Source organism: Caulobacter sp. FV1ye13L (assembly GCF_058681155.1).
This window is the reverse complement of record NZ_CM178732.1, coordinates 3,878,959-3,904,740: the sequence shown is the minus strand read 5'-3', so window position 1 is coordinate 3,904,740 and position 25,782 is coordinate 3,878,959. Positions and strand designations below refer to the sequence as shown.

Below are 25,782 nucleotides of genomic sequence, written 5' to 3'. Positions count from 1 at the left end.
AATTGCTTTGGGTCCCGATGGTGCCACGACAGGGACTCGAACCCTGGACCTCAGCCTTACCAAGGATGCGCTCTACCACTGAGCTACCGCGGCGAAGAGGAGGGGCGTATAGCGAGCCAAATCGCGAATGCAAAGCCTAAATGCGACTTGACCCACAGACTTCGTCGCCGCACCCCTCGCCCATGCCGATCCCAGACGACAAATCCCTGCGCGAAGCCAGGCTCGCCGAGGCCCTCAGGACCAACCTGCGCAGGCGCAAAGCCGCGGCGCGACCCGCACGGAGCGGGGAGGAGAGGGCGGTTGTCGCCGCGCAAGCGGCGCCGCAGCCTTACAGCGTCATGCGTCGCCTCGAGGGCGTCGCGCACGGCGACGGAGCGCGAGTCGCCCTGGTCCTGGAAATTTCCGCGCCCTATGCGGCGCCGGAGTCGGACGAGGTCTGCTGCGCGGTGCGCCTGGTCGGCGACGGCGGCCAGTTCGATAGCGAGCATGGCAAGGCGGCGTTCGGTCTGGATGGACTGCAGGCGACAAGGCGGGCCGTCGAGCTGGCCCAGGTGGCCCTGGATCTGGCCAGCACGACCCATGATCTGCGCTGGCCGGACGGCCGATCCTATGACCTTTCCGCGCCCATTTGAGCCGCGCCCCTTGCAAGCCCTCTTGCAACGGATAGAACCCGCCCCTCACATGTGACCCGCGCGACGATCCGTCCCCGTCGCGCGCTCGAGGGACGTCATTTTGGATCGCATCGCCATCATCGGCGGCGCGCGGCTGAACGGGGAAATCCCGGTCAGCGGCGCCAAGAACTCGGCCATCAAGCTGATGGCCGCCAGCCTGCTCACCGATGAGCCGCTGCGCCTGACCAACATGCCGCGCCTGGCCGACACCCGGTTCCTGGGCAAGCTGCTCTCGCGCCTGGGCGTCAGCGTCACCGAGAGCGACGGTCCCGACGGCCAGCAGACGATCCTGCATGCCCCCGAGATCACCAGCGGCTTCGCGCCCTATGACCTGGTCCGCCAGATGCGCGCCTCGTTCAACGTGCTGGGTCCGCTGATCGCCCGCACCGGCCAGGCCAAGGTGAGCCTGCCCGGCGGCTGCACCATCGGCGCGCGGCCCGTCGACCTGCACCTGCAGGCCCTGGAGGCCCTGGGCGCCAAGATCGATCTGCACGAGGGCTATGTCTATGCCCAGGCCCCGCGCGGCCTGAAGGGCGCGGAAATCACCTTCCCGTTCGTGTCGGTGGGCGCCACCGAGCACGCCATGCTGGCCGCCGTGATCGCCGATGGCGTCACCGTGCTGCACAACGCCGCCTGCGAGCCCGAACTGCTCGATCTGCAGGAATGCCTCAACGCCATGGGCGCCAAGGTCGAGGGCGCCGGCACCCCCACCGTGACCATCACCGGCGTCGCCCGTCTGCACGGCGCGACCCACTCGGTGATCCCCGACCGCATCGAGATGGGCACCTATGCCGTCGCCGCCGCCATGGCCGGCGGCGAGGTGCGCCTGACCAACGCCCGTCCGCACCTGATCGACAGCCTGCTGGACAAGCTGGAAGAGGCCGGTTGCGGCGTCGAACGCACCAGCGACGGCGTCATCATCCGCCGCAACGGCGAGCGCCTGAAGGCGGTCGACATCGAGACCGCGCCCTATCCGGGCTTCGCCACCGACCTGCAGGCCCAGTTTATGGCCCTGATGACCCTGGCCGACGGCGAGAGCCGCATCCGCGAGACCATCTTCGAAAACCGCTTCATGCACGCCCCGGAGCTGATGCGTCTGGGCGCCGACATCTCGGTGTCGGGCGGCGAGGCCCGCGTGCGCGGCGTCGCCCAGCTGGAAGGCGCCGAGGTGATGGCCACCGATCTGCGGGCCTCGGTCAGCCTGGTGATCGCCGGCCTGGCGGCGCGCGGTGAGACGATCGTGTCGCGCATCTACCACCTGGATCGCGGTTTCGAGCGTTTGGAAGCAAAGCTCACGGCCTGTGGGGCGCAGGTGCGCCGCATCAAGGACGACGGAGAGGCCGAACTCTAGATGGCAAAGACCGCCCCCGCCCTGCGACTGCTGGCCCAGGACGCCGACGACCTGGCGGTGATCTCCGCCGCCCTGCAGGACGCCGTCGCCAAGATCGGCGACATCCACTGGGACGCGCACGGCCGGACCCTGACGATCGCCTGCAATCGCTTTCGCTGGGAGGCCGCTGGCAAGAAGGCGGCCAAAAAGGGTGTGGAGGGCGAGCGCGTGCGTTCGGCCCTGCAACTGGGTGACGTCACCGGCGTCCAGGCCCGCAACCTCAAGCGCGACGCCAAGGGCGCCATCGTCGAACTGCTGGCCATCGCCTTCGAGCCCGGCGAGGCCCCCGGCGGCACGGTGATGCTGACCTTCGCCGGCGGCGGCGACCTGCGGGTGGGCGTCGACTGCCTGGACGTGGTGCTGGCCGATGTTTCCGAGCCCTGGGCCACCCCCCACCGGCCGGGGCACGCCGACTAGGCGCCCTGCCTGATTTGCGGGCATGCCTTGAATCTGACTTCCAAACAGGCAGTCGCGGCGCCGAGGATTCGTCCCACGCGCTAGTGATCGCCGGCGAACTCACCTGAGGCGGGAACGGTGCTAGGTTAACGCCACGCGCCCGTCAGAGGCGTGAGCATCGTTAGGAGGCCGTCATGGCCAGGAAGTCCTATGCGACCGGGGAAACCCAGTCGGTGTTTCTGCGTGCGTGCGACATCACCAAACCCGCTCCGCCCGTGCTTCGGCATGGCGGCCCCTGTTTCGACTGGGGGCGACTGGCCCTGGTCAGCCTGTTCGGGGTCATGGTCGTGGGAATGGCGACCCTGGCCTATGCGGGGCTGAGCTAACCGCCGGCGACGGAGGCGGCGTTGCTGACCCCCACGCCCCTCCGTCATTTGCCACGCAAGCTAAACCCCTCCTAAGCTCGTCCCTCGCGTCCGAGGCGGGGGCCGGCGCGAGCTGACGTCCTGCGCCCGCGGGAAGCCGACGCATGAGCGCCCCCGACCGCGACCTCTGGAACCAAGACCTGGCCCCGACCGGCGAGGCGCAACGCACCTGGCGCTGGCACCACTTCGCCGCGCTTTGGTTAGGCATGGTCATCTGCGTGCCGGCCTACATGCTGGCCTCGGGCCTGATCGAGCAGGGGATGTCGGCCGGACAGGCGGTGGCGACCGTGCTGCTGGGCAATCTGGTCGTGCTGGTTCCGATGCTGCTGATCGGCCATGCGGGGGCCCGGCACGGCGTGCCCTATGCCGTGCTGGCGCGGGCTTCGTTCGGCTGGAAGGGCGCGCGCATCCCCGCCGTCGCCCGGGCGGTCGTCGCCTGCGGCTGGTACGGCATCCAGACCTGGATCGGCGGCGGCGCGCTTCTGACCCTGCTGGGCGTGATCCTGGGGTGCAGCCTGGTGGGCGCGCCGATCCCGCTGCTGGGCATCGGCGTGGGCCAGCTGCTGGCCTTCCTGGCCTTCTGGGGCATCCAGCTGCTGTTTGTCACCAAGGGCCTGACCGCCGTGCGCCGGCTGGAGACCTGGACCGCGCCGATCAAGCTGATCATCTGCGCCCTGATGGTGTGGTGGGCGATGGACAAGGCCGGAGGCCTCGGTCCGATCTTCCACCAGCCCTCGGCCTTCGTCGACGGCGGTCCCAAGGCCGGCCAGTTCTGGAGCGTCTTCGTGCCCGCCCTGACGGCCATGGTCGGCTTCTGGGCGACCCTGGCCCTGAACATTCCCGACTTCACGCGCTTTGCGAAGAAACAGGCCGACCAGATCCTGGGCCAGGCCATCGGCCTGCCGGTCCCGATGGGCCTGCTGGCCCTGGTCAGCGTGATCACCACCTCGGCCACCGTGATCGTCTTCGGCAAGGCGGTGTGGGATCCGGTGCAACTGGCCGGCGACATCGGCGGCATCGCGGTGGTGATCGGCCTGCTGATCATCAGCCTCGACACGGTGTGCTGCAACATCGCCGCCAATCTGGTCGGCCCGGCCTATGACTTCTCGGCCCTGTGGCCCAGCAGGATCACCTACCGCATCGGCGGCTGGATCACGGCCGGGATCGGCGTGCTGATCATGCCGTGGAAGCTGCTGGAGACCACTGAAGGCTACATCTTCGTCTGGCTGGTCGGCTATGGCGCGCTGCTGGGACCGATCGCGGGGATCCTGATCGTCGACTACTGGCTGTTGCGGAAAACCGTGCTGGCGGTGGATGATCTGTACGCCAAGGACGGCGCCTACGCCTATCGCGGCGGCTGGAACCCGGCGGCGCTTGTGGCCCTGGCGGTGGGGGTGGCGCCGAACCTTCCCGGGTTCCTCTCCTCGGCGGCGCCGCACCTGTTTGGCGGGGTAGGGGCGTTCTGGACCGGGCTTTATACGTATGCGTGGTTTGTGGGGCTGGGGCTGGCGGGGTTGGTTTATTGGGGGATGATGCGGCGGGCGGTGGGCAGAAGCGGCGAGTGAGGCCGGGTTTGAGCAGGGATTTGCCGGTGCCGGCAAATCAGGGTGTCGCCGCCGAGAGGGGGCGTTTCCATCGTCTGCTTTGGGTGGGAAGCGGAAGTTCAGGGACCGCTGGTACGAGGGTAACTCGGAGAAGCGCAATGATCGTAGAACGTGACGAGATTGATCCAATCACCCCTGTCGGCATCGATCACAGCGTCGATGAGATCTGGGCAGACGATAAACGCACAGTTCTCGAACAACGGTACAACTTCTTAGAATACCACTTCGAGAAGGACGGGCATTATTGCCGCGCGCGAGCTTACTTGGATGAACCCAAAACTGTGACTCTGTACGGCCCGTTTATCGGCCGTGGATCAATCGAACGTGTGGTGGATGCGGAGTTCGCTGGCGCCGTGAAGACCTATCTGCGGCGCCGATTCCGCAATTTGAAGACGCTTTAGGTCCGACTAGGGTCGGAAGCAGACATCCCCGCCCATCCAACAAGCGGACGCCCTGCGTCCCGCTCACCCTTAAATCTCTTGGAGGCTGGAGCGTGCCGGTCTGTCCAGGTTGGTCAAGGACTGGCCTGCGGCCAGCCGCTCCGCGGCGGCGCGGAGCGCCGTCCTTGAGCAACCTGGACAGACCGGCGATCGTCTCGCCGTGAGATTTAAGGATGGCTCCCTCTCGCGGGCGAGAAGGTGTCTTCGACAGCCACACAAATGCTTGTCATCCCGGCCGTAGCGCAGCGGAGCGCCGGGACCCAGGGGCAACCGCATTGCGCCGGCCCCTGGGTCCCGGGTCGGCTTGGCCGCCCGGGATGACAAGCGTTTGTGGAGCGAGAACGGGGATTGGCTGCCCTTTATCCCCGTGGCTTCCCGGATAGAGCGCAACAAAATCAGAGCCCTAAGAATAAAACGATCGCGCCCGTCCTACGCGCTGAAACCGCCCGCATAATCAATCTCACCTGACAGCACGGGAAGGGCGTCCGGCCGGCGACTGAGACGGCTGTCAGGGGTGATCGAGCGGGGTTAGAGGGCGGGTGACGTAAACCCGCCTATCGGGGGCAAGCCAAGGCCTCCGCCCGTCCGAAGGTTCGCTCCGGGTTCCTCCGGAATCGGCGCGGCTGCAGCCCAAGGCTGGGTCCGTCGCGAGGAGGGCAAAATCCGGGTGGGGCAAAAGGCTGAACAGGCCTGCGCACCCCGGCCAGAGGGATAACGATCACGCGGAGCGTCTGTCTTCGTCGAAACGGTACTCAACTATCCAATCATCCGGGCGAGGCCCGGGCGCTCCGCGACCCTTCCCATCACCATCGCAGCGAAAGCGCGAGGCTGTGAAACCGTGTCCGCCAGACTTGCCCCCTACGGGCTGCTGCGCAGCCGTCTTCCCCCGGAGGGGGAAGATGAAACGCGCCGACCCTCATCTTCCCCCTCCGGGGGAGGACGACCTGCGAAGCAGGTCAGGTGGGGGCAAGTGCGCCAAAGCCCCTTGTCTCGCACGCAAAAACCCGCATCTACACGCCATGCGCCGCTTCGACTTTTCCGCCCCTGATTTCGCCGCCGCCTTCAAGGCCTTCCTGGACGAGGATCGGGGATCGCCCGCGGATGTCGACGCCTCGGTCGTCCAGGTGCTGGACGCCGTCCGCACCGGCGGGATCCAGGCCGTGCTGGACCTGACCCGCAAGTTTGACCGGGTCGACCTGACCGAACAGACCGTCCGCGTCACGGCCGAGGAGATCGAGGCCGGCGCCGCGCAGACCCCCGCCGACGTGCGCGAGGCCATCGCTTTCGCCGCCGCCCGCATCCGCGCCTATCACGCCCGCCAGCGTCCGGCCGATCAGGCCTGGACCGACGAGGCTGGGGTTCAGCTGGGCTGGCGCTGGACGCCGATCGAGGCCGTGGGCGTCTATGTGCCCGGCGGCCGCGCGGCCTATCCCTCGACCGTGCTGATGAACGCCGTGCCCGCCCAGGTGGCCGGCGTCGACCGCATCGCCATGGTCACCCCGCCCGGCAAGCTGCAGCCCGCCGTGCTGGCCGCCGCCAAGGAAGCCGGCGTCACCGAGATCTGGCGCATCGGCGGGGCCCAGGCCGTCGCCGCCCTGGCCTATGGCGCCGGACCCATCCAGTCGGTCGACAAGATCGTCGGCCCCGGCAACGCCTATGTCACCGCCGCCAAGCGTCGCCTGTACGGCGTGGTCGGCATCGACGCCCTGGCCGGTCCCTCCGAGATCGTCGTCGTCGCCGACAACCAGAACAATCCCGACTGGATCGCCGCCGACCTGCTGAGCCAGGCCGAGCACGACCCCGCCGCCCAGTCGATCCTGATCACCGACGATCCGGACTTCGCCGCCGCCGTCGAGGCTGCCGTGCTTGAACGCCTCAAGACCCTGGCCACCGGGCAGGACGCCGCCGCCTCGTGGCGCAACCATGGCGCGGTGATCATCGCCCCGCTGGACGAGAGCCCGGCCCTGGTCGACGCCATCGCCCCCGAGCACGTCGAGTTCGCCCTCGACAATCCTGAGCGCCTGTCCGACCGGGTGCGCCATGCCGGAGCGATCTTCCTGGGTCGCCTGACGCCCGAAGCCATCGGCGACTATGTGGCCGGCTCCAACCACGTGCTGCCCACCAGCCGCGCGGCGCGCTTCCAGTCGGGGCTGTCGATCTATGATTTCCTCAAGCGCACCTCGATCGTGAAGTGCGACGCGGCCGCGTTCGCGATCCTGGGTCCGCACACGGCGGCTCTGGCGACGGCCGAAGGCCTGCCCGCCCACGCCCTTTCGGCCCAAATCCGACTGGGCCGGTTGCCTTCGGCCGACTGACGCGCAAAGCTTGGGCGACCCATGACCGACGCCAACGCCAATCAGCACCTGAAATCGATCGTCATCGACGATGACAGCCTCGCCGCCGCCTCGCGCGATCAGGAGCAGGAGCGTCAGGTCGCGATCTTCGATCTGCTCGATTCGAACTATTTCGAGCCGGCCGAGGCCCATGGCGGTCCGTATGACCTGAAACTGTCGCTGATCGAGAACCGGCTGGCCTTCGATATCGGCGGGCCCAACTACGAGCGCCGGCACCTGTTGTCCCTGTCGCCCTTCAAGGGGGTGATCAAGGACTACTTCATGATCTGCGACAGCTATTATTCGGCGATCCGCAACTCCACGCCGCAGCAGATCGAGGCCCTGGATATGGGCCGGCGCGGTCTGCACAACGAAGGCTCGTCCCTGCTGCGCGAGCGGCTCGAGGGCAAGGTCAAGACCGACCTCGACACCGCGCGGCGCCTGTTCACCCTGATCTGCGCGCTGCACTGGCGAGGCTAGGGCGCGTTGCCTGCTCTGCCGGACGCCGTCCTCTTCACCTGCAACTACAACCGGGTGCGCTCGCCCATGGCCGAGGGGCTGTTCAAGCGATTCTACGGCACCCGGGCCTTCGTTGATTCGTGCGGGCTGCGCGGCGACCCCACAGATGAGGGGATCGACCCCTTTGTGATCGCCGTGATGGACGAGCTGGGGCTGGACGTTTCCGATCACAAACCCAAGACCTTTTCCCAGCTGGAAGACGACAGTTTCGACGTCGTCGTATCCCTGACCCCCGAGGCCCAGCACCGCGCCGTCGAGCTGGCGCGGGACCGGGCGGTCGATATCGAGTACTGGCCGACCCACGACCCCACCCTTGTCGACGGCTCGCGGGAGGCGCGGCTGGAGGCCTATCGCGAGGTCCGCGACGGTCTGGCCGACGCCATCAAGAGACGTTTCGGCGCGCCATCGACGTTCGGGGGGTGAATGCGCTATAGAGGCGCCTCGCCGCGACGGCTCACGTCTCGACCACCCGGTCGGGGCGTCCTCGCGGCTATCTGTTTGCTCCAATTGAGAGGCCTGATGGCTAAGGAAGAACTTCTTGAGTTTCCCGGTACGGTCAGCGAGTTGCTGCCCAATGCGACCTTTCGCGTGACGCTGGAAAACGCCCACGAGATCATCGCCCATACCGCCGGCAAGATGCGCAAGAACCGCATCCGCGTGCTGGCCGGCGACAAGGTGCTGGTTGAAATGACGCCCTACGACCTGACCAAGGGCCGTATCACCTACCGCTTCAAGTAGGGGCGATGGCTTCCGCTACGGCCGTCCAGCCGGCGCTGGTTCTGGCCAGCGCGAGTCCCCGGCGCCTGGACCTGCTCGCGCAGGTCGGCGTCACGCCCGACCGGGTCGATCCCGCCGACATCGATGAAACGCCCCTGCGTGACGAGACCCCGCGTCTCCACGCCCTGCGCCTGGCGCGGGAAAAGGCGCGCGCTGTGGCGGGCCGGGCTCCGGGCGACTTCGTCCTGGCCGCCGACACGGTTGTCGCGGTCGGACGGCGCATCCTGCCCAAGGCCGAGACCGAGGCTCAGGCCAGCAAGTGCCTGGCCCTGCTGTCGGGTCGCAACCACAAGGTCCTGACCGCCGTGGCCGTCATCGCGCCGGATGGCCGCGAGGCCTCGCGACTGGTTGAGACCCGCGTTCAGGTCAAGCTGCTCTCCGATCTCGAGAAGGCCGACTACCTGGCCGGCGGCGAATGGCGCGGCAAGGCTGGCGGCTATGCCGTTCAAGGCGTGGCCGGTGGCTTCATCATCGACCTGCATGGCTCCTATACCAGCGTCGTCGGCCTGCCGCTGTACGAGACCCTGAACCTGCTGCGCGGGCTGGGCTGGAAAGCATCATGAGTGAACGTCGCGCCTATCTCTATAAGGGCGTCGGCGAGACCGTCGGCGTCGTCACCCTGGATGGTCGGCCCGAGCGGCTGATCGCCACCTGGGACGGCGATGATCCGCTGGACGTCGAAGGCGTTCGCGGCGTGGCCCGCATCCGCAAGATCGAGAAGGCCTTCGCCTCGGCCTTCGTCCAGCTGCCCGGCGGCCAGGACGTGCTGCTGCCCCTGCGTCCCGACATGCCCAAGCTGGTCGAGGGCGGACTGGTCGAGATCGAGATCCGCACCCCCTCGCGCCGCGACAAGTCGGCCGTGGCCCGTTTCATCGGGGAAGGGGAGGGCGAGCCCCGCGTGCTCGAGCCGGCCTTTACCGTCGAACAGCAGCTTCGCCTGCTGGTGAAATCCGGATCGCCCACCGGCGGCGAGGCGGCCCTGCAGGCTGTCGAGGCCGCAGAGGCTGAGGCGCTGGAAACCCTCTTCGCCCTGCCCGGTGGCGGCGACATCAGCATAGAGCCCACGCGAGCCCTGGTGGCGATCGACGTGGACCTAGGCGCCCGTGAGGGTCTGGACGCCAAGCGCGCCGCACGGCAGGCCAATATGGCCGCCCTGGGCGTCGCCGCCCGGATTCTGCGTCTCAAGGGGCTGGGCGGCATTGTCGTCTTTGACCTGGTCGGGCGCGGTCATGACGGCCAGGCCCTGTCGACGGCGGCCCGCAACGCCTTCTCGGTCGACAATCCCGGCGTGGCGATCGGGGCGATCAGTCGCTTCGGCACGCTGGAGATGACGATTCCCCGGCGCGGCCGATCGATTCTCGACCGGCTGTTGGATGAGCGCGGGCAGGCCAATCCGCCGGCCATGGCGCGCCGTCTGGCGCGAGCCCTGGAGCGTGAGGGCCGGGCCGATCCCGGCGGACGCCTGATCGCCCGCTGCGCGCCCCTGGTCGCGGCGGCCTTCAGCGTGCTCGACGCCGGCGTGGCCGACCGTCTGGGGCGCAGATTCGTCGTTGAAGCGGTCGAAGGCTGGCCGGTCGACCACATGGAAGTGTCTGCATCATGAGCAGTGGCTGCCCCATCTGCGGCAAGCCGGTCGATCCGGTGGCGCGCCCCTTCTGTTCCAAGCGCTGCGCGGACGTGGATCTGCAGCGCTGGCTGTCGGGTCGATACGTGGTCGCCGGGACCGACGATGACGACGAGAATCCGCTCTCGGAAGAGATCCGCAGGAATGACGATTAGGGCGCTGGACAACCAAATCGGCCTCGCCTATAGACGCGGCTCCCCGCTGCAAGGCGGGCGCTGAAGCGGTTTTCGGATCGCTTGGCCCAAGGGCCTGGATAGCTCAGTTGGTAGAGCAGCGGATTGAAAATCCGCGTGTCGCTGGTTCGAATCCGGCTCCAGGCACCATTTTTTACTCTTTCAGACCTCGTTTGATGCTCCGCAGCCGGGGCTGCCCGTTTGAGTCGACCTCCTGGCTGGCCCGGACCGCCCCGTCCGGCCCGCCGCACAGCCTGAGCGTTCCGCCTCGCTGGCGAGGCACGATTGTAATCGCTCTGGTCTGCTGGGCGCCTGCTTCTCACCAACCGCTGTTTTGTTTTCATGCTGCACTGCAGCGCGAATATTCCCGTTACCAGGGAAAAACCGCCCCTAAATCCTGATTTAGCTTTTGTGCAGTGCAGCAAGGTGGGGGTGATGGGAATTGCGACGATAATTTTATGCCCAGAAGAACCCCTTGACGGTACGAAAAGGGGTTGCCAAAGGACCCCTGCCGCAATTCTAACATTGGGGTAAGGTCAGAGCCTCTCCGGAGGCTTTGGCCATTCGCGCTTCGAAACGATCCTTCTGGAGGGCATGGTCCTCGCGAGGGGCGTAACGGGTCGAGCGCAGCGAAGCGGGTCCGCTGAGGTTGGAAGAGAAATCGACCGCCTTAGGGGACTATTCAGAGTTAGGGTAGAAACGCTCTCGCGCGACGACCCTCGGTCCAAACGTGCTAGACCAATCAGGAACTGGCGACAGATGCTCGACATTAAACGGAAGACCCCCCTCATCGCTCTCGTCGGCGCACTCGCGCTGATGGCAAGCGCCCCGGCTTTCGCTCAGGACGCCGCGGCTCCCGCCCCGGCCGCCGCCGAAAGCGCCGCAGTCCCGGCCGCTGACGCCGCTGCTGCTCCGGCTCCGGCTCCGGTTGAGCCTGCCGCTGAAGAACCCGCCAAGGCTGAAAGCCACTCCCTCACCCCCGTCGGCATGTTCATGCAAGCCGGCGTGGTCGTTAAGGTCGTGATGATCGGCCTGATCCTCGCCTCGGTCTTCTCCTGGGTTCTGCTGATCACGAAGATTTTCGAGTTCGGCGCCCTGAACAAGCAGTCGGACAAGTTCCTGGAAGCCTTCCGCGGCGCGCGCAATATCGCTGATATCGCTCGCATCGGTTCGTCGGAAGAATTCGAAGGCAACCCGATGGCGGACATGGCCTCTGCTGCAGCTCAGGAAGTCGAGCTCTCGCGTCAGGCCGGTCTGGCCGTAGCCGGCGAGCACCGCGACTCCACCCTGACCCGCGCCACCTACGCCATCAACGCGGTCCAGGCCTCGCTGGCCAAGCGTCTGTCGGGCGGCATGGTGTTCCTGGCCTCGGTCGGCTCGGGCGGTCCGTTCATCGGTCTGTTCGGTACGGTTTACGGGATCATGACCTCGTTCATCGGCATCGCGAACACCAACACGACCAACCTGGCCGTCGTCGCCCCCGGCATCGCCGAAGCGCTTCTCGCCACCGGTATTGGTCTGTTCGCCGCTATTCCGGCGGTTATCTTCTACAACTACTTCCAGACCCGCATCTCGGCTTACGGCACGCGCTCGGAAGGCTTCGTTGCTGAACTGATGAACGCCATCTCGCGTCAGCTCGACAAAGGGGCGTAAGATCCATGGCCGCCAAACTCTCAGGCGGTGGGGGCGACAGGTTTAACGTCGAACAGAACAGTGAGATCAACGTCACGCCCTTTGTGGACGTCATGCTGGTTCTCCTGATCATCTTCATGGTGGCGGCTCCGCTAGCCTCCGTGTCGGTCGAAGTAAACCTGCCGCCGGCGGTAGCGAAAGCATCGACGACCCCGCCGAAGCCGGTCTACATCTCCATCAAGGCCAACGGTAACGTCTACATCGGCGACTTTCAGACCACCGTTGACGAGATGGGGCAGGACCTCGCCAAGAACATTGGCAGACGCGATCCTACCAAGGAGCGCATCTACATCCGAGCCGACGAGAAGACACGTTATGGAGCTTTCATGGAGGTTATGAACACCCTCCAGGATAACGGCTTTTACAGCGTGGCGCTCATCGGCAAGGAAGATAACTAGGGGTGCTGCATGGCTGAACAACAAACGCCCGAGCATCGCCGCTACGATCCGCTCACTTCGGACGGTCCGCGACGCAAGAAGGGTCTAGGCGCCTTCGGGGTTGCCACCCTGGTTGTGGTTGGTTTGCACGCTGCTTTGTTTGCCTATCTGGCGAAGCAGAAATTTGAGTCGGTCTTCAAGGAGTATTCGGACGACGCCGTAGACGTGGAGCTTCCGCCCCCGCCGCCGCCGCCGCCGCCGCCTCCTCCGCCGCCTCCGCCGACCAATGAGCCTCCGCCTCCGCCGGCGGTGGTTCAGCCTAGGCCTCCGATTGCGCCGCCGCCGGACATCACGCCGCCGCCGCCGCTGCCGATCCCTCCCGTTGAGAAGCGGGTTGAACAATCGGCTCCGCCGGTGATCTCGGCCGCTCCGCCGGTGGCTACGCCGCCGCCGCGCGCTTCGGTGATCACCCGTCCTGACTGGGCTCGTAAGCCCAGTGGGGACGACATGGCCCGGTACTATCCGGACCGTGCACAACGGATGGAAGTCAACGGCCGCGCGACGATCTCGTGCACCGTGACGGCCAGGGGCTCACTCGAAGGCTGCTCCGTAGTCTCCGAGAACCCTGCCGACTACGGCTTCGGGGATGCCGCGATCAAGCTGTCGCGCCTCTTCCGGATGAAGCCGAAGACCCTCGACGGCGCACCCGTCGATGGCGGCGCCATCACGGTTCCGATCGTCTTCCAGGTCCCGCAATAGGGCCTGGCCAGACCGGAAAAGACAGGAACGCCCCGGAGTCTCGGCTCCGGGGCGTTTTCCTTTTGTGGGGGCTGTTTCGGTGCTTGATCCTGCTCGCGCCTCCGACTAAAGACACTCCCTCGCGATGCGCTGCCTTAGCTCAGTTGGTTAGAGCGCCGGTTTGTGGAACCGGAGGTCCTCAGTTCAAGCCTGAGAGGCAGTACCATCGCCAGAGACTGAAAAAGGCCCCGGCGGAAGCCGGGGCCTTTTCATTTGTCGTCCGTGTTTGCCAGGAGCGTGTCAGATACGCTCGATGATGATCGCCGGGGCCATGCCTCCCGCCGCGCACATGGTCACCAGGCCGCGCTTCAGATCGCGGCGTTCCAGCTCGTCGAGGATCGTGCCGATCAGGATCGATCCCGTCGCGCCGATCGGATGGCCCAGGGCCATGGCCCCGCCGTTCACATTGACCTTGTCGCGGTCCAGCTTGAGGTCGCGGATGAACTTCTCGGCGACCACGGCGAAGGCCTCGTTGATCTCCCACAGGTCGATATCGTCGACCGTGAGCCCGGCCTTGGCCAGGACCTTGCGGGCCGCCGGGACCGGGGCGTTGAGCATCAGGGTCGGGCTGTCGCCCATATTGGCCATGGCCACGACGCGGCCGCGGGGCTTGAGCCCGTGGGCCGCCGCATAGGCCGGAGAGGCCAGCAACACCGCCGCCGCGCCGTCCACCACGCCAGAGGAGTTGCCCGCGTGATGGACGTGGGTGATTTTCAGGTCCGGATAGACCTGGTTGATCAGGCCGCCCAGGGTCGTCCCGGCCTCGTCGATCGGCACGCCGGCCATCATCTCGAACGACGCCTTCAGCTGCGACAGGCTCTCCAGGGTGGTCTGGGGACGGGGGAACTCTTCACGGTCCAGCGCCACCGAACCATCGTCGCGCAGCACCGGCACCAGGGCGCGGTCGAACCGGCCCTCGCGGATGGCCTGATCGGCGCGCTGCTGACTGACCACGGCCAGTTCGTCCAGCGCCTGTCGGGAGATGCCTTCCAGCGTCGCGATGGCGTCGGCGCAGACGCCCTGGTGCGTCTGCGGATGACGAGCCCGAAGGCGCAGATTGCCGGAGTCCAGCAGGCCCACCGACGAGCGGTCCGCCGTGGCGGCGGTGTAGGACATCATTTCGGTCCCACCGGCGATCACCAGATCTTCCATGCCCGACATGATCGAGGCTGCGGCCAGGTTGACGGTGGTGATGCCTGAACCGCAGAAGCGGTCCAGCGTCATGCCGCTGGCCCGCACGTCATAACCGGCGTCGAGCGCGGCCATGCGGCCCAGATCGCCGCCCTGCTTGCCGCGCTGGGTGCTGGTGCCCCAGATGATGTCGTCGACCTGGCTCGTGTTCAGGCCGTTACGGTCGGCCAGGGCGCGCAGCACGGTGGCGGCCAGATGCTGGGGGTGAAAGTCGGCGAGGGCGCCCTTGCCGACCTTGCCTATGCCGCGCGGCGTGCGGCAGGCGTCGATGATGAGAGCTTCGGGCATACGGCGTCCTCCTGATCCTTGAGCCGATCTCGCGTCGCGGCGGAGCGGTTGATGAGATCAAACGGGCGGCGCCCTTGGGTCAGTCCAGTCCCATTTTTCCGGCGCGACGCGAACGTCTCTCATGGAGCGCGGTTTCCGGAACCTCAGGCGCGCGGCGAGGTCGAAACCGACAGGCTGGACGAAGCCTCTGTCGAGCAAGACGGCGCCAAGACGCTGATCGCCGAGATCGAGGCTGTGACGCCGAGTTAGGCGTAGTTCGACGCCAGGGTCGAGGTGCCGGGCGAGCGCATCAGACCGCCCGGCGTGGCCTCAACAGGCCAGTCGACCTGGCCAGACGCCGGCGGTCGAGCCTTGGCGATTGATCCGCGCCCGGGTCCTGTCGCCTGTTCGGCTCAGGCGAATGTCGACGACCTTGTCGCCCAGGACGATGCTGTCGATATCCAGCCGATCAACGCCGATGGGCAGGCGCGGATCGTTGAGGGTGACCTTGCCCTTCCAGCCATCCACTGTGACGCCCAGGCAGGCCTGCAACATCATGAAGACCGATCCAGCGGCCCAGGCCTGCGGCAGGCAGGCGACCGGATAGGCCACGGGCGGCTCGCCGGCGGCGCGCGAGAAGCCGCAGAACAGTTCGGGCAGGCGCATTTCGAAATGGGTGGCGGTCTCGAATAGGCCGGCCAGCATCCTGACCACGCCGTGGCGCTCGCCATAACGGGCCATGCCCAGCACACACAGAGCGGTGTCGTGCGGCCAGATCGAGCCGTTGTGATAGGACATCGGATTGAAACGCGGCTCGCCTGAGGCCAGGGTTCGCAGGCCCCAGCCGGCGTGAAACGCCGAACCCAGAAGGGTCTCGGTGACCCGCTTGGCCCGTTCCGGACTGGGCAGGCCCGAGAACAGCAGGTGACCCGGATTGGAGCCCTTTACACGGCAGGGCTTTCCCGCGCCGTCGATGGCCATGGCGTAGAAGCCCTGGTCCTCCATCCAGAAGCGGTCCTCGACGGTCTGGCGCAGGCTCTCGGCCCGCTCGGCCCACCGCCGGGCGTTTGCCGCGTCGCCACGACGCCAGGCCAGATCGGCCATGCCCCTGAACGCGGCAAAGGCGTAGCCTTGCACCTCGACGACCGCGATCGGCCCGATGGGAAACTTGCCGTCGGCGTGGAAGACGCTGTCTTCGCTGTCCTTCCAGTTCTGGTTTGACAGGCCGCTGGTTGCGCCACGCGCATAGTCGATCAGGCCGTCGCCGTTGCTGTCGCCAAACTGTTCGATCCAGCCGACGGCCTTGAGCAGGACGGGCCACAGGTTGTCGATGAAGGTCATGTCGCCGGTGCGTTCTGCATAGGCGCAGGCCAGGCCGACGAACAGCGGCGTGGTGTCGACCCCGCCGTAGTAGCGGCCGAATGGAAGCTCTCCCAGGGCGGTCATCTCGCCCCGCCGGGTCTCGTGCATGATCTTGCCGGGGGCGCTGTCCTGGAAGGCCGAGATCTCGACGGCCTGGTGCTTGCCCAGATAGGACAACACCCCGCGCGCCAGCTCGGGCTGGATCCACAGCACCTGCCAGGCGGTGATGATCGCGTCGCGGCCAAACGGCGTCGAGAACCAGGGGATGCCGGCATAGGGATAGGGGCCGGTGTCGAGCTCCGTGGTCAGCAGGGCCAGGTCGGCGCGTGACTTGTCCAGCCACTCGTTGAATAGCCGGCCGGAGCTGTGCAGACGGGCCCCGCGCCGGGTGCGCTGGCGCATGCTCAGCCGAGCCCGGGCGGCCGCCTCGCGCCAGCGCTGCCGGGTCGGCGGGGGGGGCAGGGTCGGCCCGATCTCGACATACAGCTCGAAGCGGTCGTCGGCTGACAGCATGAACAGAAAGTCGGCGCGCGAGGGCGAGAGGCGGCCGGGCGGTTCGGAGAAGCTGATCACGCTGCTCCGCTCAACCTTGTCCAGGCCGGTATAGGCAAAGCGGACCGAGCGCCCCTCTGCCACAGGTGGCGTGCGCAGGCCGCGGGCCCCACGCTTGGAGCCGCGGACCTCGAACATGTCGTTGAAATCGGCCTCGAACTCCAGGCTGACGGGCAGCATGACCAGATCGCGGCTGTAGTTGGTGAAGGTCAGGCGCTCGTAGCAGCGCTGGTCCCACAGGAAGCGCTTGCGCTCCAGATGGATCGTTCCGTGCGGCGCCGCGCCCGCGCCCAGCAGCGGCAGGTTCTGGTTGGTGGCGTGGCAGTTGAAGAAGACGTTGTCCTGCGACATCGATGAGCTGAGATGCGACGGCGCCTCGCCGCCGAGTGTCAGTCGGAGTTTCGACAGCACGCGGGTGTCATTGTGAAACAGCCCATCCCCAACGCCGCCGATGTCGCCGAAGGAATCGGCGACGAGGAAGGTGTCGTGGTCTTTCAGGGCATAGAGCGGGAAGGGCGGGCGTGGCTCGCCCGTGCTTTCCTGTTCCGCTGCCTGGGGCGGGACGTGAGCAGCGTCATCCATGGGGTCGCCCTGTCGTGTCAGGCGCTTCGCGCCAAGCTTAGACCTATGTCGCCCGTCTCGATCATCTGATCGTAGAGCGCCTGGTACCGCCGGGCCATCGCGGTGGCCGAGAACCGCAGGTCGAAGCGGTCCCGGATGGCGCGGCGGCTCAACTTACCCAGGCGGCCGACCGCCGCGACGGCTTCGGCCTGACTGTTGACGACAAAGCCGGTGAGGCCGTCCTCGATCACCTCGCGCACAGAACCGCGCTCATAGGCGATCACGGGCGTACCGGCGGCCATGGCCTCGATCATCACCAGACCGAACGGCTCTGGCCAGTCGATGGGAAACAGCAGGGCGTCGGCTCCGCCCAGGAAAGCGCCCTTGTCCTGATCGCCGATCTCGCCGACGAACTCGACGAGAGGATCCGCCAGCAGCGGTTCGACAACCTCATGGAAATAGGCGACGTCGGCCTGGTCGATCTTCGCGGCGATCTTCAGCTTGCGTCCGACGCTTCGGGCGATGGCGATGGCGCGCTCGGGGCCCTTCTCGGGCGAAATGCGGCCCAGGAAGGCTAGATAGCCCTCGCTTCTGTCACGATAGGTGTCGATGTCGGAATGCAGCCCGTGCAGCACCGTACCCACCCAGTTGGCTTCCGGCAGCGGCGCGCGCTGGGAGTCCGAGATCGAGACCAGGCCAAATTCGGGATAACGCCGATAGAGGTTGGGCAGGTCCTTCAGGTCCAGTCGGCCGTGCAGGGTGGTCAGGGTTTTCTCGGCCATGTCCGCGAACAGGCCAAACTGCAGCATGTCAGTGTGGAAGTGGATGATGTCGAAATCGTCCGCGCGATCGCGAACCTCCAGCAGCATCGCCAGATGCGCCGCCAGGTCGGATTTCAGAGGGGCGGGGTCCAGCCGGATGGCCTGATCGCGCACAATGACCAGCTTGGCCTTGGTCTGGGCCTCCGCGCTGGCGAACAGGGTGACGTCGTGCCCAAGTTCGACAAGGGCGTCGGTCAGATGCGCAACGACCCGTTCGGTGCCGCCATAAAGGCGAGGGGGGACGGCCTCATACAGTGGCGGGACTTGGGCGATACGCATGGCGAACTGTTCCCCTGGCTGGCCACGTCTAGGCCGCATCCTGAAACCGCGCTGACCGCGCCAAGGTTCCGCTCCAAGGCTTGAGTTGTTCGCAGACCTTCGGCTATGCGCCACCGATGTGCTCAGCCGGGCGCCGCAATAGGTCTTCCTGAGCGCCGGCCGGCCATGCAGGTTGCAGGCTTATATGACCCAGCGGATTCGGCCGTTGCCCCTGACCTCGGACGCCAGAGATCTTTAGATGAACCAGGACATCCATGCCGGTTGATTTACCGCCTCCCGACGTTGCTGCTGTCGTAGTGACCGCCGCCCGTCTGCCGCCCCTGCGCGGCGAAGCCGCCTTTTCGGTCGTGCGGATTGATCAGGCGGATCTGGCCTCCACCGTGCGGGTCGATGAAGCGCTCGGCCGAACGCCCGGCGTGTCGCTGTTTCGGCGAACCTCGAGCCTCTCGGCCAATCCGACGACCCAGGGGATCAGCCTGCGGGCCATCGCGCCCTCGGGCGCCGGGCGGACACTGGTCCTGCTGGACGGCGCGCCATTGAACGATCCGTTCGGCGGCTGGGTGATCTGGTCGCAGCTGGCGCCCGAGGCCCTGGCCGGGGCCGATATCGTGCGGGGCGCCGGGGCGGGGCCCTATGGCGCGGGGGCTCTGACGGGCGTCATCTCCCTGCGCGAACGCGATGCCGGCGCCGTCGCTGATCTCTCGACAGGAACGCTTGGCGTCACGCGCGCTTCGGCTGCGGCCACGACGCAGATCGGCGGCGTTCAGCTGTTCGCCAGCGGCGCCTACGACCATGGCGACGGCTATACGCCTGTCCGTGGACCAGCGCGGGGCGCGGCTGACACGCCCGTCGATCTCGACGCCCGCAGCGCCGCGCTTCGACTTGACGCGCCACTGGGCGCCGCCGAACTGTCCGTCCGGTTGGGCGGCTACAGGGATACGCGCGGGGCGGGTCTGGCCGGGGCCCGCGCCAAGGCTTCGGGCTCATCGATCAGCGCCACCCTGGCCAGGGCGCCCGCTGAAGCCGGCTGGGGCTGGCGCCTTCAGGCCTGGCGACGCGAAAGCGACCTGGCCAACAGCTCCGTCGCCGTCGCCGCCAATCGCGCCGTGACAACCCCGGCCAATGATCAGTACGCCACGCCCGCCACCGGTCAGGGCGTCAACGCCGCCCTGCGCTGGAGCTCGCTGCGGTTCGAGGGCGAGGTCGGCCTGGATGCGCGCTTCACGGAGGGCGAGGTGAGGGAGCGCTTCCGCTATCTGGCCGGAGCCTTCACCCGGGACCGGCGTGCGGGCGGCGAGACCTCCGTGGCCGGCGCCTATGCCGAAGGGGCGTGGACGCTGGATCGTTGGCTACTGGCTGGCGGCCTGCGCCTGGATCGCTGGACCTCCAGCCAGGGCCTGCGGGTCGAGCGCGACGCCGCCACCGGCGCGGTGCTGCTCGACGACAGACCCGTGGATCGCGATGGCCAGGTCGCCACCGCCCGCCTTGGCGCGCGTCGGGATTTCGGCCAGGGGCGTGCCCTGAGGCTGGCGGCCTATAGCGGTTTCCGCCCCCCGACCCTGAATGAACTGCACCGCCCCTTCCGGGTCGGCAACGACATCACCGAGGCCAACGCCGCCCTGCTGCCCGAGCGACTGTTCGGGGTCGAGGCGGGGGTATCCAGCCAGGGCGAGCGCCACCTGATCGAGGCGACGGCGTTCTGGAACCGGATCGAGGATCCGATCGCCAATGTCACCCTTGGCGCGGGTCCGGCCATCTTCCCTCGCGCGGGATTCGTGCCGGCCGGCGGGGTGCTGCGCGAACGACGCAACACCGGCGAGATCTCCGCTATCGGCCTTGAGGCGCGCGCCACTCGCAAGCTGGGTGCGGCGGTCGATCTCAGGGCGGCCGCCTCCATCACCGACGCTCGCGTGGACGGCGGCGCGGCGGCGCCTCAGCTGACGGGCAAGCGTCCCGCCCAGGCGCCGATCTGGAGCGCGACCACGGGCCTGTCGTGGCAAGTTTCCGACCGCCTCAACCTCGACGCCGACCTGACCTGGGAGGGCAAGCGCTTTGACGACGACCTCAACAGCCGCGTCCTGGCGGCGGGGCTCAGGCTCGACGCCCGCGCCGATTGGCGCCTGGCCAGCGGGGTCACGGCCTATCTGGCCGCCGACAACCTGCTGGACGAAGCGGTCGAGGTCTCGCGCACGGCGGATGGCGTGGCGGGTTTCGCCAGTCCCCGCATGGCGCGGATCGGTCTGCGCGTGGCGTTGAACTGAGGATCAGGCCCGCAGGGCTTCGATGACCGCTTGGGCCGTCCGCTGCGCCTGAACGCGGATGTCGGGCACGGCGGTGATCTCCCAGAACGCCCCGCGCGTCACGGGGCCGACCGCGAACAGACGGTGTTGCGCGGCGCCATCGCCACCGATCAGCCGTCCGTCGCTATCGACGTCCAGGCCCAGACCCTGCGGGTCGGGGCGCGCCTGTCCCTGCGAGCACAGGGCGTCGAGCAGGCGATCCTGGTGGGCGCTGACGGTGGCGGCGGGGCCGGTGCAGTTGATGGCGCGGCCGACGTTCAGGGTCTGGATCTGACCCGTCCCCCGTGGCCGCCATTGCAGCCGCAGGCCCTCGGGGCCCTTCGTCAGGTTTTCGATGCGGCCGGTCAGCAGAACCAGGGCCCCGCTGTCGATCAGGGCCTGGACGCGCGCCGCCACCTCCGGCGCCAGCCGATGGCGGTGGACATCCCAATAGGGCCGGGCATGGCGCAGGAAGCGGGCGCGCTGGGCCCGGTTCCAGCCACGCCAGATCCTCTGGGTGTGCGGGCGCAGGGCGTCGATGGCCTCGCGCCAGCCCTGGCGTTGCGCCTCGGACTTGAGCCAGACCAGCAGAGCCGTCGGCGAGGCGCCGGCGGGCGGCGTCCGGGCTTCGACCGGCGAAGTCGCGGCGTGGGCCAGGGGCGCGAGACCGCGGCGCGACAGGGCGATCATCGTGCGGTCTGGCGTGGACCGGGCCAGACTCAGCGCCACGTCGACCATGGTGAGGCCTGAGCCGATCAACAGGGTCGGCGCTTTCGTGGCGTCGTTGTTCAAGGCCTGAAGACGCCAGGGATCAGCATGATAGAGCGGACCGTCAGTGACCTCGGGCGCCACACCTGCGGGTGTGGCCGGCGGTGGATTGCCCAGGGCCAGCACGACCGCATCGGCCTGCTCGGCTTGGCCCCTCGCATAGTCGATCCGCCATCCAGCGCCATCCGGATGCAGTCCGAGCGCCTCGTCGGACACCAGGGACAGGCGTCCGTCGGCCCCGGCGGCGGTCGCCAGAAGGCCTTGCAGATAAAGGCCGTACTCGCCCCGGCTGGCAAAGGCCCCTGCATCGGGGCGACGCTGGGCGAGCCAGCGGGCGAAATGGTCCGGTTGGTCTGGCCAGGCGCTCATATTGCCGGCCCGGACATTGAGCAGATGGTCGGGGTTGGCCGTGCAATAGGCTGCGCCTTGGGCGAAGTTAGCAGACCTCTCGATCAGCCGAACCCGCACCGTTCCGGCTCGCGCCAGATGCAGCGCCGTCATCAGGCCGCTGAAGCCGCCACCGACAACGGCGACGAGGGGAAGAGGGGGCATGGATAAATTCTATCAAAAAGGTAGGGTATAGACCTCTTGTTTCGGATTTTGGGCCGCGACGCAAGCAGGCGAAAGCCGCCCCGCGTCTTTCAACGCGCGCGGGTTCGCCAGATCGTCTCGGGTAAGCGGACCGCGACGGTCCGCGTAAGCGTCAGCCGGGTTCGTCTTCGACCATGGCCCTGACCAGATCGACCACACGGCGGCGCAGGCGTCGGTCGTCGAGTCGCGGGAACAGGGCGGCCAGTTCCAGGCCTTCGGGCGTCGAAACGAATTCGGTCATGCGCTGGGCGAAGCCGTCGTCATTGCCGCCATCGGTCTCGCCGAGCCCCTCGAAGAAATAGGACACCGGAGCCTCCAGAAGACGAGCGGCGTCATACAGCTTGGAGGCGCTGATCCGGTTGGAGCCGCGCTCATACTTCTGGATCTGCTGGAAGGTTATGCCCAAGGCATCTGCGACTTGCGTCTGGCTCAGGCCCATGACCTTGCGCCGGATTCTGAGGCGGGCGCCGACATACAGATCGACGGGGTGAGCCAGGTCGGCGGCGGGCTTGTCGTTCATGCCAATCCATTCCCTCCAACGGCGCGGAACAAAGCCTCACTAGAGAGCGGCGCAGTTGGACACCCCAAGATAGCCCGACCTGACCGCCATAGTCACGTCTGCGCACCTACACTGCGTCAATGCGCGTCAGGGTGGAGCCTTTTAATCTGGGCGAGCAAAAGTTCTGGGCAGCAAGGGCTTGACCTTTGGCGCCTCGGGAGGTGATTGCGCCGCATGGGAACTGTGTCAGGCGCGCGTATAGCGGTGGCCGGCGCCGGAGCCTTCGGCTCGGCGACGGCCCTGGCCCTGGCGCGCGCTGGACTGGCCGTGACGGTCTTCGATCCGGCCGCGCCTGGCGACAACGCTTCGGGAGTCGCGGCCGGCATGCTCGCCCCCGCCAGCGAAGCGCTGTTCGATCAAGCCTCCACCCCCCATCTGGACCTGTTGCGGCGGGCCAGAGACCTATGGCCGGCCTTTGTCGCTGGGCTGGATATCGAGATCCTGAACGACGGCGTCCGCATCGAAGGCGACGCCAGCTGGCTCGCCGGGATTGAGGCGCGGCAGCGTGTCCTGGGTCTGCCTGACGATCACCATGCGGATGGCGCGCTGCGCCTCGCCGAGGACTGGCGGCTGGATGCTCACGCTGCGCTGGCGACTTTCAGAGCTGCGGCGAGCGCGTTGGGCGTCCGTTTCGAGAGCGCCTCTGTCACCAGCTATCAGAACGGCCTCCTGAGCCTGTCGGACGGCCGGGCAGAGCGCTTCGACGCCCTGGTGCTGGCGACCGGCGCTTCAGCGCGAAACGGGGCCCTGGCGCCGGAAACGGCGGCCCTCGCGCCCATCAAGGGACAGATCCTTCGTCTGGATCATGACCTGGGCGCCGGCTCGGTCGTGCGCGGGGCGGGCGTCTATCTCTGTCCTGGCGCGCCCATGGTGGTGGGGGCGACGATGGAGCTTGGGCGAGATGATCTGGCGCCTGATCCGCTGAAGACGGCTGCGTTGCTGAAGGCGGCGACGGCGTTGCGGCCCGATCTGGCGGGCATGACCGCGACAACGCAGGTCGGTGTGCGCGCTTCGACAGCCGATGGCCTGCCGCTGGTGGGCTGGAGCGCAAGCCCAGGTGTCATGCTGGCGGTCGGCGCGCGACGTAACGGCTGGTTGCTGGCGCCGCTTGTGGCAGGTCTGGTCGCGGCGTATCTGACGGGCAAGGACCCGGGTCCTGACGCGGCGCAGTTCGACGCGCGCCGTTTCGATCGAGAGCCCGAGGCATAGGCAAGCAGGGGAAGAGATGTCCGGATTTTGGCTGACCGAAGAACAGGAAGCGATCCGCGAGGGCGTGGCCAAGCTGTGCGCCGGGTTCGACGACGACTACTGGCGCCGCACCGATGAGAGCGGAAACTTCCCGGAGGACTTCGTCGCCGCCATCGCCGGGGGCGGATGGCTGGGCGTGGCCATGCCGGAGAGTGTCGGCGGCGCGGGCCTGGGCCTGACGGAAGCGTCGATCATGATGCAGGCCGTGACCGAATCGGGCGCGGGATTTTCGGGCGCCTCGGCCATTCACCTGAACATTTTTGGCCCGATGCCGATCGTCAAGTTCGGCAGCGACGAACAGCGTGCCAGGCATCTGCCCCGTCTGATTTCTGGCGAGGACAAGATGTGCTTCGCGGTGACCGAGCCCAATTCGGGCCTGGATACTTCCAGCCTGGAGACCCGGGCGGAGAAGGTTGACGGTGGCTATCGCCTTAACGGCCGGAAGATCTGGACCACCGGCGCCCAGCGGGCCAACAAGATCCTGATCATCGCCCGCACCACGCCCAAGGATCAGTGCGCCAAGCCGACCCAGGGCCTGAGCCTGTTCTATACCGACCGCGAGAAGATCGAAGCCAAGCCGATCCCGAAGATGGGCCGCAAGGCCGTCGAGTGTAACATGCTCTTCATCGAGGACCTGTTCGTGCCCGCTGAGGATCTGGTCGGCGAGGAAGGCAAGGGCTTTGCCTATCTGCTGCACGGCCTGAACCCGGAGCGGGTGCTGTTCGCGGTGGAGGCGGTTGGCCTGGGCCGCGCGGCCCTGGCGAAGGCTACGACCTACGCCAAGGAGCGCGTGGTGTTTGGCCGGCCGATCGGTCAGAATCAGGGCGTCGCCCATCCCCTGGCCAGGTCGTGGGCTGAGCTGGAGGCGGCCAACCTTTTGGCCTTCAAGGCGGCCGCGCTCTACGACATGGGCAAGGATTGCGGCGCCGAGGCCAACGCCTCCAAATATCTGGGCGCCGAGGCCGGCTTCACGGCCTGCGAGAACGCCGTCCTGGCGCATGGCGGTATGGGCTACGCCAAGGAATATGACGTCGAGCGCTACTTCCGCGAGGCGATGATCGCCCGCATCGCGCCGATCAGCCGCGAGATGATTCTCAACTTCATCGCCGAGCGCGTGCTGGGCCTGCCCAAGAGCTACTGACAGGAAAAGGCCGGACCTCGAGGGGGAGGTCCGGCCACCGCCTCAGTCTGGAAGGAGGCCGGAACGGGGTCGGCCTACAGACTGAAGCGGATGGGAATGCGCACCGTCGCGCCGTCGACGGCCTGGCCATCCTCGGTTTGCGGGCTCATGCGGAAAAAGCGCGACAGCTTTAAGGCCGCGTCGCCGAAGCCTTCGCCAACCGGCGTCTCCGACACGATCATGCAGTTGCGCACCGCGCCATTGGCCGCCACGGCGCAGTTCAGGGTGGCGCTGCCCGAGATTTCCCGGCGGGCCGCGCCGTCGGGATAGTAGCGCGCCAGATCGCCGGCCGAGGGTTTGCGCAGCCAGTTGGCGCGGGTGATGACCTTGGCCGTCGGTGCGACCGGAGGGCTGACCAACGGCGGATCCGAGGTCAGGGTCGGTGGGCCCGTCAGGCTGGGCGGCGCGACGAGATCCGGCGGCGTGACGGGCAGAGTGACCGGCGGCTTGAAGGGCGTCACCAGAGGCAGATGCAAGGGAATCGGGTTCGAGGGTGGTCGCTCGGTCGACTTCGGTGGCGGCGGAGGCGGCGGTTCGATCCAGGGGGGCTGGATCATGATGACTGGGTCTTCGCCTGCGTCCGGCAGTGGCGTCACGTATCTGGTGTAGGCGAGATAGGCGATCAGACCGATGTGGAAGGCCGCGGAGGCGCCGAGCGCCACGACCAGCACAGGCGAGGGCTTGCGCGGGTCTCGGTCCAGCCGTGGAATACCGGAGCCTTGGGGATTTAGCGCGATGGCCATGATGATCTCCCTTTCGAACATTACGCTTGTAAGTCCAGATCATCACGGCGTGCGGGCACTGTAAATTGACAATCGTAATCTATCATCGATAATTTGTACGTCTGTAATTTTCCCTGCGCCGTGGTGCGGCATGTTGCGCCGCGCGCCTGCCAGGCGGACTAG

25 protein-coding genes, 3 tRNA genes and 1 pseudogene are annotated in these 25,782 nt (G+C 67.2%); 22 read left to right on the top strand and 7 right to left on the bottom strand.

Features of this window, described 5'->3' with window-relative positions:
• Positions 1–18 precede the first annotated feature (18 nt).
• A tRNA-Thr gene (locus ACW176_RS18930) sits at positions 19–93 on the bottom strand.
• Between the two features lie 245 nt (positions 94–338).
• On the opposite strand from ACW176_RS18930, the gene ACW176_RS18925 reads away from it, so the two are divergent.
• From ACW176_RS18925 to ACW176_RS18835, 19 genes and pseudogenes are all read left to right on the top strand, one after another.
• Positions 339–632, top strand: a complete 294-nt coding sequence (locus ACW176_RS18925) for a hypothetical protein (protein ID WP_492110224.1) — start codon at positions 339–341, stop codon at positions 630–632.
• Positions 633–732: 100 nt separating this feature from the next.
• Positions 733–2,022, top strand: a complete 1,290-nt coding sequence (gene murA / locus ACW176_RS18920; RefSeq protein ID WP_492056960.1) for a UDP-N-acetylglucosamine 1-carboxyvinyltransferase — start codon at positions 733–735, stop codon at positions 2,020–2,022.
• Entirely contained in the window at positions 2,023–2,478 is a 456-nt protein-coding gene (locus ACW176_RS18915; protein ID WP_492110223.1) for a DUF2948 family protein, read from the top strand.
• A gap of 173 nt (positions 2,479–2,651) precedes the next feature.
• Positions 2,652–2,843, top strand: a complete 192-nt coding sequence (locus ACW176_RS18910; RefSeq protein WP_419320930.1) for a hypothetical protein — start codon at positions 2,652–2,654, stop codon at positions 2,841–2,843.
• Between the two features lie 143 nt (positions 2,844–2,986).
• On the top strand, positions 2,987–4,447 hold the full coding sequence (locus ACW176_RS18905; RefSeq protein ID WP_492110222.1) for an NCS1 family nucleobase:cation symporter-1: 1,461 nt from the start codon (positions 2,987–2,989) through the stop codon (positions 4,445–4,447).
• A gap of 137 nt (positions 4,448–4,584) precedes the next feature.
• Positions 4,585–4,887 carry a hypothetical protein gene (locus ACW176_RS18900; protein ID WP_492110221.1) on the top strand — a complete coding sequence of 101 codons (303 nt, stop codon included), beginning with the start codon at positions 4,585–4,587 and terminating at the stop codon, positions 4,885–4,887.
• A 257-nt stretch (positions 4,888–5,144) separates the two neighbouring features.
• Positions 5,145–5,263: pseudogene (locus ACW176_RS18895) on the top strand (hypothetical protein); the annotation flags it as partial.
• Between the two features lie 682 nt (positions 5,264–5,945).
• Positions 5,946–7,241, top strand: coding sequence for a histidinol dehydrogenase (hisD, locus tag ACW176_RS18890; protein ID WP_492110220.1), 1,296 nt, complete (start codon positions 5,946–5,948; stop codon positions 7,239–7,241).
• 21 nt (positions 7,242–7,262) lie between these two features.
• Positions 7,263–7,739 (top strand): UPF0262 family protein, encoded by a 477-nt coding sequence (locus ACW176_RS18885; RefSeq protein ID WP_492056967.1) that lies wholly within the window; start codon positions 7,263–7,265, stop codon positions 7,737–7,739.
• Between the two features lie 6 nt (positions 7,740–7,745).
• A complete protein-coding gene (locus tag ACW176_RS18880) occupies positions 7,746–8,201 on the top strand; it encodes an arsenate reductase/protein-tyrosine-phosphatase family protein (protein WP_492110219.1) in 456 nt (151 codons plus the stop codon).
• 96 nt (positions 8,202–8,297) lie between these two features.
• Positions 8,298–8,516: a translation initiation factor IF-1 gene (gene infA, locus ACW176_RS18875; protein WP_035044427.1), complete on the top strand. Its 219-nt coding sequence runs from the start codon at positions 8,298–8,300 to the stop codon at positions 8,514–8,516.
• Between the two features lie 5 nt (positions 8,517–8,521).
• Positions 8,522–9,118: a Maf family nucleotide pyrophosphatase gene (locus tag ACW176_RS18870; RefSeq protein WP_492056968.1), complete on the top strand. Its 597-nt coding sequence runs from the start codon at positions 8,522–8,524 to the stop codon at positions 9,116–9,118.
• A complete protein-coding gene (locus ACW176_RS18865) occupies positions 9,115–10,158 on the top strand; it encodes a ribonuclease E/G (protein ID WP_419320937.1) in 1,044 nt (347 codons plus the stop codon). Before ACW176_RS18870 ends, ACW176_RS18865 begins: the two co-directional genes overlap by 4 nt.
• Positions 10,155–10,334, top strand: a complete 180-nt coding sequence (locus tag ACW176_RS18860) for a DNA gyrase inhibitor YacG (protein ID WP_492110218.1) — start codon at positions 10,155–10,157, stop codon at positions 10,332–10,334. The genes ACW176_RS18865 and ACW176_RS18860 overlap by 4 nt, the downstream gene beginning before the upstream one ends.
• 92 nt (positions 10,335–10,426) lie before the next feature.
• Positions 10,427–10,502, top strand: a tRNA-Phe gene (locus ACW176_RS18855).
• Between the two features lie 609 nt (positions 10,503–11,111).
• Entirely contained in the window at positions 11,112–12,005 is an 894-nt protein-coding gene (locus tag ACW176_RS18850; protein WP_492110217.1) for a MotA/TolQ/ExbB proton channel family protein, read from the top strand.
• A 5-nt stretch (positions 12,006–12,010) separates the two neighbouring features.
• On the top strand, positions 12,011–12,442 hold the full coding sequence (locus ACW176_RS18845; protein ID WP_419320940.1) for a biopolymer transporter ExbD: 432 nt from the start codon (positions 12,011–12,013) through the stop codon (positions 12,440–12,442).
• Positions 12,443–12,451: 9 nt separating this feature from the next.
• Positions 12,452–13,180, top strand: coding sequence for an energy transducer TonB (locus ACW176_RS18840; protein WP_492110216.1), 729 nt, complete (start codon positions 12,452–12,454; stop codon positions 13,178–13,180).
• Between the two features lie 128 nt (positions 13,181–13,308).
• Positions 13,309–13,385 (top strand) — tRNA-His (locus ACW176_RS18835).
• 74 nt (positions 13,386–13,459) lie between these two features.
• Here ACW176_RS18835 and ACW176_RS18830 read toward each other — a convergent pair.
• The 3 genes from ACW176_RS18830 to ACW176_RS18820 form a co-directional block, all read right to left on the bottom strand.
• Entirely contained in the window at positions 13,460–14,698 is a 1,239-nt protein-coding gene (locus ACW176_RS18830; protein WP_492110215.1) for an acetyl-CoA C-acetyltransferase, read from the bottom strand.
• 309 nt (positions 14,699–15,007) lie between these two features.
• Positions 15,008–17,173, bottom strand: coding sequence for an amylo-alpha-1,6-glucosidase (locus tag ACW176_RS18825; protein ID WP_492110214.1), 2,166 nt, complete (start codon positions 17,171–17,173; stop codon positions 15,008–15,010).
• A gap of 17 nt (positions 17,174–17,190) precedes the next feature.
• Complete coding sequence (locus ACW176_RS18820; protein WP_492110213.1) at positions 17,191–18,252, bottom strand: glycosyltransferase family 4 protein; 1,062 nt, start codon at positions 18,250–18,252, stop codon at positions 17,191–17,193.
• 254 nt (positions 18,253–18,506) lie between these two features.
• Between ACW176_RS18820 and ACW176_RS18815 the strand changes: the two genes are divergently transcribed.
• Positions 18,507–20,513 (top strand): TonB-dependent receptor, encoded by a 2,007-nt coding sequence (locus ACW176_RS18815; protein WP_492110212.1) that lies wholly within the window; start codon positions 18,507–18,509, stop codon positions 20,511–20,513.
• Between the two features lie 3 nt (positions 20,514–20,516).
• Here the strand turns inward: ACW176_RS18815 and ACW176_RS18810 are convergent, their stop codons facing one another.
• Positions 20,517–21,851, bottom strand: coding sequence for an FAD/NAD(P)-binding protein (locus tag ACW176_RS18810; protein WP_492110211.1), 1,335 nt, complete (start codon positions 21,849–21,851; stop codon positions 20,517–20,519).
• 151 nt (positions 21,852–22,002) lie between these two features.
• Positions 22,003–22,410, bottom strand: a complete 408-nt coding sequence (locus tag ACW176_RS18805; RefSeq protein WP_419320946.1) for a helix-turn-helix domain-containing protein — start codon at positions 22,408–22,410, stop codon at positions 22,003–22,005.
• A gap of 213 nt (positions 22,411–22,623) precedes the next feature.
• On the opposite strand from ACW176_RS18805, the gene ACW176_RS18800 reads away from it, so the two are divergent.
• The gene (locus ACW176_RS18800) at positions 22,624–23,658 is read left to right on the top strand and encodes an NAD(P)/FAD-dependent oxidoreductase (protein ID WP_492110210.1); all 1,035 of its coding nucleotides are present in this window, start codon (positions 22,624–22,626) and stop codon (positions 23,656–23,658) included.
• A gap of 16 nt (positions 23,659–23,674) precedes the next feature.
• Positions 23,675–24,838, top strand: a complete 1,164-nt coding sequence (locus ACW176_RS18795; RefSeq protein WP_492110209.1) for an acyl-CoA dehydrogenase family protein — start codon at positions 23,675–23,677, stop codon at positions 24,836–24,838.
• A 74-nt stretch (positions 24,839–24,912) separates the two neighbouring features.
• Here ACW176_RS18795 and ACW176_RS18790 read toward each other — a convergent pair whose 3' ends face one another.
• Complete coding sequence (locus ACW176_RS18790) at positions 24,913–25,620, bottom strand: energy transducer TonB family protein (RefSeq protein WP_419320951.1); 708 nt, start codon at positions 25,618–25,620, stop codon at positions 24,913–24,915.
• Positions 25,621–25,782: the final 162 nt, after the last annotated feature.